We start from the raw sequence: 9845 nt of genomic DNA, 5'->3' as shown, positions 1-9845 counted from the left end.
GTCGAATATGCCGAGCCGGAGTTGCGATGCTGGATGCCGCTGCCCACCGCCGGACGCGGGTCAATGCCGACGCCGTGGGAAGGCGATGACGTGCCGCTGGTGGATGGGGAAGGGATTTAGCGGCGCCTGTTCCTTCTCCCCTTCTTGTGGGAGAAGGGAAGAACGCCGATGCTGGCCCTCAATTCCTATTCAAATACTCCGCCGCATTCTGTGGCGTCACCAGCTCGAAGGGTACATAGACCACGCGGTCGACTTTCTCGCCCTTGGCTAAAGCAAGCGCTGCATCCACCCCGCCGCCGCCCTGCCCCTTGGCGTTCTGGAACACCGTCACCGAGAGCTCGCCGGCCTTCATCGCCTGCAGGCCATCCTGCGTGGCGTCGATGCCGCCGACCACGACATTCTTCATGTCGACGCCGTTGGCTTTGAGCGCCAGGATCGCGCCGATGGCGGACTCGTCGTTGTTGGCGATGATGGCGTCGGGCGCCGGGCCTGCGGTCAGCCAGTTGGTCATCAGGTTCTGCGCGTTGTCGCGCGACCATTCCGACGACTGCTTGTCGGTGATCTTGATGAAGTTGCACATGTCGGTGGAAAAGATCTGCTCGACATCCTTGGTGCGCTGGAGGGCCGCCTGGTGCACCAGGCTGCCCATGACGATATAGGCGCTGGCGCCGGCCGACTTGCCCTTGGCGCGCAGCATCTTGCAGACCTCGAAGGCCTCCAGCGTGCCGGACTCGGTTTCGTTCGAGCCGACATAGACCTGTTTCTCCGGCAGGTTCTTCATGTCCGACGGTTCGAGATTGACGAAGACCAGCGGGATACCGGCCTTGGCCGCTTCCTCGCTGATGGTCTTCGAGGCATTGGTGTCGACCAGCGTGACGATGATGGCGTCGACGCCCGAGGCAATGAAGTTCTTGACCTGATCGAGCTGCTTGGCGACGTCGTTATGCGCGTCCTCGACCTGGATCTCGGCGCCCTTCTCCTTGGCACGGTCCTGCATGCCATGCATCAGCAGCGTCTGGAAATTGTTGTCGAAGTCGACGATCGAGACGCCGAGCTTGGCGGCGAAAGCGCTTGCCGGCATCGACAACAAGGCGGCGAGCGCCGTCGAGATGAGAAGTTTCTTCACGGGTTTCCTCCCTCTGGATTGGAGCGCCGGCTCACTCCGTTCTGATTTCCGGCCCTTGCGGGATGGCTTGAGCGGACGGGCAGCCCTGGTTCCGCCAGGCTCTCTGGTCAGGCCGTCATTTCGCGGCGGCGGCGTTGGCGCGTGCCTTCTTCTTCTCGTAGCGGGCATCCATGCGCGCCGCGGCTTCCTTGCTGCCGTCGTGGAAGGTGCCGAACCAGCGGTCGAACGGGATGAGACCGTCGCCGTAATTGACCTCGAAATGCTTGTGGTGGAGGTAGTGGATATAGGCGTGGCTATCGACTGACGTATCCTCGGTCAGCTCGATCTTGTCGAAGCCGACATGGCCGGGAATGGCGCCGAAGCCGGCATAGTGGAGCTGGTAAAGCGCCAGAAGCGGGTTCGACGGGATGACCAGGTGCCAGAAGGCGACGCCGAGATAGCCGAGCTGCTCGACGGGATGCATCGATAGCGACGACCAGGGCGACGGGTTGACCGAATTGTGGTGGACGGAGTGGACCCATCTGTAGAGCGGACCCCAATGGATGGCGCGGTGCAGCAGGAAGAAATGCGTCTCGTGGATGACCGGCACCACCAGCGCCAGCAGGAAGAGATAGACCGGGTGCTCGGCGAAGGTCAGCCACGGCACGTAGCCATTGGCGTAGGCGTAGAGGATCGCCACCTCGATCGCCGTCCAGACCGGCATGCCGGTGCCGAAGGTGCGCAGCATGTTGTCGATGTTCTGGTTCTCGAAGAAGAAGGCCTTGTTCTTCTGCTCCGAGGGCCATTTGCCGTTGTATTTGAAGCGGCTGCCCTGGGCTTTCAAAATGTAGAGTCGAAGCTCGAAAGCGCCGAAGAAGACCAGCAGCGCCGCGCAATTGACGATGAACAGGCGCAGGATCCAGCCGACGGAAAGCGTCTTCATCGTCTCGACGTCGGGCAGCACGTAGCGCCACCAGACGACGGCGGTCAGCGCGAAGAGCAGGTTGTAGGGCAGGAAATAATGCGGCAGCCATTTCAGCACCGCCAGCGGGCGCGGCGGGAAGACGAAGAGCGGCGCGGTGCCGGCCGGTTCGCCCGGTGCCCAGTCGCCCCTCTTGTTGCGCGTGCCGAATTGCAGGTCGTCCATGGCTGATCTCACAAAGACTGAGCAAGGGTGAGGAAGCGGTCATAGGCGGCATCGTCCATGTCCACCTGGTGCTTCGCTTCCGGATAGGTTCCGCCGGCGACGTCGCGGCCGAAGGCGCGGAAAGCACTGATGCGCTTTTCCTGCAGCTCGGCCTCCAGCGTGAGGAAGTCGGCATAGCGCTTGGCGTGGCGCGGATAGTGGCCGGCATGGGTACCGAGCACGTCGCAGGAAAAGAGATACTGCGTGTCGCAGGCGGTGCCGCAGCCCATGCCCATGGTGATCAGCGGCGTCGAGCGCGTGATGTGCTCGGCGAGGCGCACCGGCACGACTTCCACCTCGATGCAGGCGGCGCCCGCGTTCTCGAGGTCCTTCGCCGCGCGCAGCACCTTGATGGCCTCGTCCGCCGTGCGGCCGATGGCGCGGAAATTCGTCCAGGTGGCGCGGTTCGGCACCAGGCCGACATGGCCGGTGACCGGAATGCCCTCGGCCGCCATGGCCTCGATGAAGCGCGGCGAGTGCGATGAATAAACCGCATCGGCGCCGCGCTTCATCATGGCGAAGCCCAGCCGCACCGCCTCATCAGGCGAAGCGACCGCGCCATGCGGCATGCCGACGGAGAGGAACGCGTGGGGCGCCGCCTGGCGGATGGCTTCCAGATTATGGTCGGGCTCGCAGGAGAGGATGACGATGTCGCAGGCGGCCGCCGCGGCCGCCTCGGCCGGCGTGTCGACATGCAGCTGCAGCCATTTCCTGCTGCCCTTGGCGCTTTGCAGGTCGTAGGCCGTCAGCCGTCTCGCCACCGATCATCCTCCCGTTTGGCGAGGAGATACACCCAAGCCCTGGCGGGTGCCGCTTGTTCCTTGATCAAATCAGATCAAAGGTTCTCGGCGGTGAAGGTGATGAAGCGAATCGGCGGGTTGTCGACCGGCAGGTCGTGCAGGTTGAGCGCGGCCAGCACCAGATCGATGGCGCGGCGCGCCTGCGCCTCAGGCGCCTGGTCGAGCACGACATCCATCGTGCCGTCGCGCAAGCCCCGCGCGCTTCGCTCGGTCAGCTCGTGGCCGACGAAGAAGATGTCGCGGCCTTTGGCATGGCGGCGCAGCACATCGTTCAGCGCCGTGTTGGCGCCGCCGGCATTGTAGAGCCCGGCAAGGTCGGGCCAACGCACAAACGCCTCGTGCAACTGCTCGGCGTTGCGGTCGCCGTCGTCGAAGCCGAACAGGGCCGCCATGGGCTCGAAGTCCCTGCTCTCCTCGATCAGATAATCGAAGAAGCCGCGCACGCGGTCACGGTGGACGCGGTAGATCTGGCTGTGGCAGATCGCGATCACCTTGCCTGGCCGCCGCTGCATCCTGGCCATCAGCAGCCCGGCCATGCGGCCGGCGGCGTAGTTGTCGATGCCGACATAGGTGCTTCTGGTGCCCGAGATCTGGGTGACGATCTGCACCGCCGGAATGTCTTCCGCTTCGAGCTTTCGCAGCGCCGCGCTCACCAGCGGATGGTCGGGCACAGCGAGGATGAGCGCCGCGCGCCGCATCTCCGGTTCGAGAATGCGTTTTGCGATCGCCGCCGGATTCGCCTCGTCGAGGAAGGTCCGGTGGACGGCAATGGTTCTGTCGAGCGTCGCGGCGATGCGCTCGAAGGCGCGCGACAGCCTGGCGAAGAAGGTTGCGTCGGGCCTGACCAGGATCACCTCGATGCGGATGACGCCGCGATGGGCCTCGGGAAGCCGGCGCGGATAGTCAAGCGAACGCGCCGCGGCGACCACCTTCTCGATCGTCTCGGGGCGCACCCCGCCCCTGCCGTTCAACACGCGTTCGACGGTCGCCGTGCCGACGCCGGCGCGGCGCGCGATCTCGAGGAAGGTGGGTTTTGGAATGGCGGGACTCCTGGACGGCAAGGCGCGGAGCCTACCCCTTCTCCCCCTGGGGGAGAAGGAGGAGCCTGGTCCTCAGAACAAGAACGCCGCCGTCGCCGGATCCGGTCCCGTCCGGCCGTCGGCGGAATCCAGACCATGGATGGTCTGCATGTCCTCTCCATCCAGTTCGAAGCCGAAGACGTCGAAATTCCCAGCGATGCGTTCCTGATGGATCGACTTCGGGATGACGATGAGCCCTTCCTGCAAATGCCAGCGGATGATGATCTGAGCCACCGACTTGCCGTGCTTCTTCGCCAGCTTCTCCAGCGTCGGGTCGGAAAGCAGCCGGCCGCTGCCCAGCGGGCTCCAGCTTTCGATGTGGATGTTGTGCTTCTTGTGAAAGTCGCGCTTGTCGCGCTGCTGGAAGCGCGGGTGCAGTTCGATCTGGTTGACGACGGGCGTCACGCCGGTCTCGCCGATGATGCGCTCCAGATGGTCCTGGTTGAAGTTCGAGACGCCGACCGACTTGATGCGACCGGCCTTCCGCAGCTCGACCAGCGTCTGCCAGGCTTCGACATATTTATTCTGGCTGGGCACGGGCCAGTGGATGAGGAAGAGGTCGATCCGGTCGATGTCGAGCTTCCGCATCGTGTCGTCGAAGGCGCGCAGCGCTGCATCACGCTGATGCGCGCCGTTGCGCAGCTTGGAGGTGATGAAGAGTTCGGATCGCGGCACGCCGGCGGCGCGGATCGCCTCGCCGACGCCTTCCTCGTTGCGATAACCCTCGGCGGTATCGATCAGGCGGTAGCCGGCCTCGATCCCCCAGCGCACGACTTCTGACGTGATATCCGGATCGACCTGCCACACGCCGAGCCCGATCTGCGGGATGGTCGAGCCGTCGTTGAGTTTGAGCTGTTCGGGCATGGAAGGTTCCTTGTGGGAGGGAGGTGGTGCCGACTATGTAGGCCGCAGGGCGAGGAATGCCAGTCGGGGAGATGTTGGCGGGACAGCACCCCCTCCGGCTTGCCGGCCATCTCCCCCGGGGGGAGATCGGCAGCTTCAACGCCTCAGCCTCTCGCCCCGAACCGCAGCCCATCCATCAGCAACTTCACCAGCCGTCCCGAACGCTCGCGCCAGTCGGGCGTGTTGGGCGCGGAGTAGATGCCGCCCAGCGCGTGCATCACGTCGGAGGCATCGACATCGGCGCGGATCTTTCCTGAGGCGGCGGCCGCCTCGACAAGGCCGCGCATGGCGCCCGAGACGCGGCCGGAGGTGTCGGAGAACAGCGTCGAGTTGGTGGTGAGCAGGACCCGCAGGCTGGTGGCAAGGCCTCGCTTGGTGGCGATGTAGTCGACGAAGCGCTGCATCCAGAGTTCCAGCGCGACATCGGCCGGATGTTCGCGCGCCAGGTCCTCGGCGGCGTGGCAGAGGCCTTCCACCTCGCGACGGTAGACCACTTCGACCAGATGCTCACGCGTCGGGAAGTGCCGGTAGAGCGTGCCGATGCCGACCCCTGCCCGCCTTGCGATCTCCTCCAGCGAAGCGTCCACGCCGTCGCTCGCAAACATTTGCGCCGCCACCTCGACAAGCTTGTCGCGGTTGCGCTGCGCATCAGCGCGTAACGGCTTTTGCGCCGGCGCGTTGCGCGTCGCTTCGGTGGTCATTTCCTGCTCGGACACTTTTTTCTCCACCAACGCAATATGGGGGGTTGAACCATGGCTGGCCAGACCCCAGCTAATAAACGGAGGCACCTCCGATTTAGTGGAGTGGCTTTATCATATAACCAGGGGAAGCGGTATGTCACGTAGAGAAGGACGGGAAGCGCACCCTGGCCGTTGCAGCGGGGCGCATCCTGCAACGCCTGCGGTTGACGATCCCGCGCGCGAGTTCGTCATCCTAGGGCGAAGCAAGGAGCGAAGCGACGCGGCGCAGACCCTAGGATCCATGCCATTACCTGCGAGCGCGGCTACGGTGCAGAATCCTGGCCCGCTGCGTTACTCGGCAAACGTCACGGCATGGATCCTCGGGTCAAGCCCGAGGATGACGAACGCGAAGGTCGCCTCCAAGCAACCATCACCCTTGCCCCTCTCCTCCCAAGCCCCATTTCCATCCGCCTAGCGTCCAGCAATCGGAGCCCGACGCCCCATGACAAGTCAAATCCACACAGGCCAGACCATCATCGATCCTCCCGAAGACGGCCATTTCAGGAATGGCGTTGCCACCAACGGCTCAACCCCCAGCCCCACCACCCTTTCCCTCCATCTCACCATCAACGGCCGCGACCATTCGCTCGAGATCGAGCCGCGCGTGACGCTGCTCGATGCGCTGCGCGATCGGCTGCACCTCACCGGCACCAAGAAAGGCTGCGACCAGGGCCAGTGCGGCGCCTGCACCGTCCATGTCGACGGCGAGCGCGTGCTCGCCTGCCTGACGCTGGCCGCCCAGGTCGAGGGCCGCTCGATCACGACCATCGAGGGGCTCGCCGACGAGGACGGCACGCTGCACGCCGTGCAAGCCGCCTTCCTCGAGCAGGATGCCTTCCAGTGCGGCTATTGCACGCCGGGACAGATCATGTCGGCGGTGGCCTGCATCCGCGAGGGCCATGCCGGCTCCGACGAGGAGATCCGCGAATACATGGCCGGGAACCTGTGCCGCTGCGGCGCCTATCCGCACATCGTCGCCGCCGTCCGCCAGGCCGCCCAGGAGCTGCGCTCATGAGAGATTTTTCCTACTTCCGCGCCGACAATATCGAGGCCGCGCGCAATGCGGCCGCCCTTCCCGGCGCCATGCTGCTCGCTGGCGGCACGACGCTGATCGACCTCGCCAAATGCGGCGTCGCGGAACCTGCCACCGTCATCGACATCAGCCACATCGAAGGGCTGAACGCCGTCGACGTTACCGCCGACCGCGCCCTGATCGGCGCGCTCGCGAAGATGAGCCATGTCGCCGACCATGCCGAAGTGAAGAGCTTTTTTCCGGCGGTCTCGGAAGCGCTTTGGCAGGCAGCGTCGGCGCAATTGCGCAACATGGCGACCATCGGCGGCAATCTGATGCAGCGCACGCGCTGTCCCTATTTCCGCGATCCCGCCAATTTCCCGGCCTGCAACAAGCGCTCGCCCGGCAGCGGCTGCTCGGCGATCGGCGGCGTGACGCGCGGCCATGCGGTGCTCGGCACCAGCGAGGCCTGCATCGCCACCTATCCGGGCGATCTCGCCGTCGCGCTCGTCGCCTTCGACGCCGAGGTCGATCTCGGCGAGCGCAAGCTCAAGATCGAGGACTTCTTCCTCGCGCCCGGCGCGACGGCCGAACAGGAGCACGATATCCGCCCCGGCGAGGTGATCACGGCCATCGAAATCCCCGGCTCGGCCGCGGCCAGGCGCTCGACCTATCTGAAAGTCCGCGACCGTCAATCCTACGAGTTCGCGGCGGCAAGCGCAGCGGTCGGGCTGGAGCTCGAAGGCGACGGCCGCACCGTCCGCGACATCCGCGTCGCGCTCGGCGGCGTCGCGACGAAGCCGTGGCGCGCGCGGGCGGTCGAAGAAGCTCTCAAAGGCAAAGCGCTTGACGAAGCGACGATCCGCGAGGCGAGCGAGCTCGCCATGGAAGGCGCCGTCGACCATGGCGCCAACCACTACAAGATCGCCCTGGCGCCGCGCGTGATCGCGCGCGCCATCCTCAAATTGGGAGAGACGGCATGACCGTTCATGACATGAAACACGCCGCGTCGGACAGCGCGCGCCTCGAAGCGGTTGGCGGACGCCTGTCGCGCGTCGACGGCCCCGCCAAGATCACCGGCGCGGCGCATTACGCCTTCGAGCAGCAGCTCGAAGGGTTGATGCATGCGGTGCTGGTCGGCGCAACCGTCGCCGCAGGCAAGGTGACGGCGATCGACACGCGCGCGGCAGAGACCGCGCCGGGCGTGCTTGCCGTGCTGACGCCCGACACCATCATGGCGCTGAAGGGGGCGTCGGACTGGTTCGGCAACCCGCCGGCACTGTCGACCTACTGCCCCCTCGCCCGCGAGGTCACTTTTTCCGGCCAGCATGTCGCGGCGGTGGTGGCCGAGACCTTCGAGCAGGCGGTGGCGGCTGCCGCACTCGTCAAGGTCTGGTACGACGAGACGCCGGCCATCGTCGACTTGAGCGACGGCAAGGCCGGCGACGGCATCCCGATAGACGCCATGACCAAGGAATGGGGCGACGCGCAAGCCGCCTTCGCCGCGGCACCCGTGCGCATCTGCGCGGCCTTCAACACGCCGCGTGAGTTCCAGGCGGCGATGGAGCCGCATGGGCTGATCGCGCGCTGGGAAGGCGACGAACTGACCGTCTGGGAGCCGAGCCAATGGCTCGACGGCATGGCGCGCACCTATGCCGAATGGTTCGGCGTGCCGTTCGAGAATGTGCGGCTGGTCTCGCCCTATATCGGCGGCGGTTTTGGCTCCAAGGCGCTCGCCCTCGCCCACAGCGCGGTGGCGGCGGCGGCAGCCAGGATGCTCGGACGGCCGGTGAAGCTGGTGCTCAACCGCCCGCAGAATTTTACGTCCTATGGCGGCCGCGCGGCGACGAGACAAACAGTGGCGATCGGTGCCGACAGGGACGGCAAGATCCAGTCGATCGTGCATCGCGGCGTCAACGAGACGGCCGTCGACGGCATGTGGGTCGAGCCGCTCGGCTCCGTCACCTCGATCATGTACGCCACGCCCAACTTCTCCTCGAAGCAGAATGTGGTGCGGGTCAACACGGTGGTGCCGGGCGCCAAGCGCGCGCCGGGCGAGAACCCGAGCGCCTTCGGCATCGAATGCGCCATCGACGAGCTCGCTTATGAGCTTGGACTGGACCCGCTGGAGATGCGGCTGATCAACTATGCCGAACAGGACCCGCACGCGAAAAAGGCGTGGTCGACGCGCCAGTTGCGCGAGGCCTTTGCCGCCGGCGCCGAAGCCTTCGGCTGGGCGAAGCGCAGCAATGCGCCGCGTTCGATGCGCGAGGGCCGCCAGCTCATCGGCTGGGGCGTCGCGGCAGGCACTTATCCGGTGCGGCGCGCGCATGGCGAGGCGGTGGTGAAGATCCTCGCCGACGGTTCGGTCGAGGTCGAAAGCTCCTCCATCGACATGGGCCAAGGCACCTACACAATCCTGGCGCAGACCGCCGCCGAGACGCTCGGCGTGCCGGTTAGCCAAGTGTCGGTGAAGCTGGGGGATTCCCACTTCGCCCGTGCCGGCGTCACCGGCGGCTCGCGGCTGGCCGGCGTCATGACCGGCGCCGTCTACAAGGCGGCGGGCCAGGCGCTGGACGAGCTGATCGGGCTGGCGCTTTCCGACCCGCGCTCGCCGTTCCATGGGCTGCAGGCGAACACGCTTGTCGTGAAGGACGGCCGCATCGCCTCGCCGCGCGGCGAAGGGCCGGAGCTGTCGATCGCCGAGCTGATGAGCATGCTCGACCGCGAGCGGATCGAAGCCAAGGGCGACACCGTTCCGCCGAGCTTCACGCCGGAGCAGCGCTACAACAACTACACCACCATCGCGATGGCGCTGCCGCACACCGAGGGCGACTATTCACGCCATTCCTGGTGCGCGCATTTCGTCGAGGTGCGCGTCGACGAGGACTTCGGCACGGTGCGCGTGTCGCGCGTCGTCTCGGCGCTGGATTCCGGCAGGCTCTACAACCCCAAGCTGGCGGAGAGCCAGTGGAAGGGCGGCATCATCATGGGCATCGGCCAGGCGCTGCTCGAGGAAG

General features: G+C 65.8%; 9 protein-coding genes. 3 read left to right on the top strand and 6 right to left on the bottom strand.

What is annotated here, in order from left to right; all coding sequences use genetic code 11:
* Positions 1-178: 178 nt before the first annotated feature.
* From EOD07_RS11170 to EOD07_RS11145, 6 genes are all read right to left on the bottom strand, one after another.
* The gene (locus EOD07_RS11170) at positions 179-1126 is read right to left on the bottom strand and encodes a substrate-binding domain-containing protein (RefSeq protein WP_127235483.1); all 948 of its coding nucleotides are present in this window, start codon (positions 1124-1126) and stop codon (positions 179-181) included.
* Between the two features lie 115 nt (positions 1127-1241).
* Positions 1242-2252 carry a sterol desaturase family protein gene (locus tag EOD07_RS11165; RefSeq protein ID WP_127235482.1) on the bottom strand — a complete coding sequence of 337 codons (1011 nt, stop codon included), beginning with the start codon at positions 2250-2252 and terminating at the stop codon, positions 1242-1244.
* Positions 2253-2260: 8 nt separating this feature from the next.
* The gene (locus tag EOD07_RS11160) at positions 2261-3052 is read right to left on the bottom strand and encodes a 3-methyl-2-oxobutanoate hydroxymethyltransferase (protein ID WP_127235481.1); all 792 of its coding nucleotides are present in this window, start codon (positions 3050-3052) and stop codon (positions 2261-2263) included.
* Positions 3053-3126: 74 nt separating this feature from the next.
* Entirely contained in the window at positions 3127-4131 is a 1005-nt protein-coding gene (locus EOD07_RS11155; protein ID WP_127235485.1) for a LacI family DNA-binding transcriptional regulator, read from the bottom strand.
* A gap of 72 nt (positions 4132-4203) precedes the next feature.
* A complete protein-coding gene (locus EOD07_RS11150; protein ID WP_127235480.1) occupies positions 4204-5034 on the bottom strand; it encodes an aldo/keto reductase in 831 nt (276 codons plus the stop codon).
* Between the two features lie 143 nt (positions 5035-5177).
* Positions 5178-5774: a TetR/AcrR family transcriptional regulator gene (locus EOD07_RS11145; RefSeq protein ID WP_127235484.1), complete on the bottom strand. Its 597-nt coding sequence runs from the start codon at positions 5772-5774 to the stop codon at positions 5178-5180.
* Positions 5775-6378: 604 nt separating this feature from the next.
* Between EOD07_RS11145 and EOD07_RS11135 the strand changes: the two genes are divergently transcribed.
* The 3 genes from EOD07_RS11135 to EOD07_RS11125 all read left to right on the top strand — a co-directional run.
* The gene (locus EOD07_RS11135; protein WP_348627753.1) at positions 6379-6828 is read left to right on the top strand and encodes a (2Fe-2S)-binding protein; all 450 of its coding nucleotides are present in this window, start codon (positions 6379-6381) and stop codon (positions 6826-6828) included.
* Positions 6825-7808 (top strand): xanthine dehydrogenase family protein subunit M, encoded by a 984-nt coding sequence (locus tag EOD07_RS11130; protein ID WP_127235478.1) that lies wholly within the window; start codon positions 6825-6827, stop codon positions 7806-7808. Before EOD07_RS11135 ends, EOD07_RS11130 begins: the two co-directional genes overlap by 4 nt.
* Positions 7805-9845: xanthine dehydrogenase family protein molybdopterin-binding subunit (locus tag EOD07_RS11125; protein ID WP_164772171.1), on the top strand; the 2041-nt coding region annotated here is incomplete at its 3' end. The genes EOD07_RS11130 and EOD07_RS11125, both read left to right, overlap by 4 nt.

The sequence above is a fragment of the Mesorhizobium sp. M2C.T.Ca.TU.002.02.1.1 genome (genome assembly GCF_003997225.1).
Note: the sequence above shows the minus strand (reverse complement) of the source record. Positions and strands in the feature narration are given on the sequence as shown.